1 pseudogene is annotated in these 658 nt (G+C 62.5%); it reads left to right on the top strand.

The annotated features are described in order from the left end of the window. Window positions 1-512, top strand: a pseudogene (locus IEW58_RS13700) (IS3-like element IS6110/IS987 family transposase); the annotation flags it as partial. Window positions 513-658 lie beyond the last annotated feature (146 nt).

Raw genomic sequence — 658 nt, 5'->3', positions numbered from 1 at the left:
GGGTAGCAGACCTCACCTACGTGTCGACCTGGGCAGGGTTCGCCTACGTGGCCTTTGTCACCGACGCCTACGCTCGCAGGATCCTGGGCTGGCGGGTCGCTTCCACGATGGCCACCTCCATGGTCCTCGGCGCGATCGAGCAAGCCATCTGGACCCGCCAACAAGAAGGCGTACTCGACCTGAAAGACGTTATCCACCATACGGATAGGGGATCTCAGTACACATCGATCCGGTTCAGCGAGCGGCTCGCCGAGGCAGGCATCCAACCGTCGGTCGGAGCGGTCGGAAGCTCCTATGACAATGCACTAGCCGAGACGATCAACGGCCTATACAAGACCGAGCTGATCAAACCCGGCAAGCCCTGGCGGTCCATCGAGGATGTCGAGTTGGCCACCGCGCGCTGGGTCGACTGGTTCAACCATCGCCGCCTCTACCAGTACTGCGGCGACGTCCCGCCGGTCGAACTCGAGGCTGCCTACTACGCTCAACGCCAGAGACCAGCCGCCGGCTGAGGTCTCAGATCAGAGAGTCTCCGGACTCACCGGGGCGGTTCAATTGGCTGTGAGTGTCGCTGTGCACAAACCGCGCACAGACTCATACAGTCCCGGCGGTTCCGTTCACAACCCACGCCTCATCCCCACCGACCCAACACACACCC

This window comes from Tsuneonella deserti, assembly GCF_014644315.1.
GTDB lineage: Bacteria > Pseudomonadota > Alphaproteobacteria > Sphingomonadales > Sphingomonadaceae > Tsuneonella > Tsuneonella deserti.
This window is presented reverse-complemented; position numbering and strand designations above follow the sequence as displayed.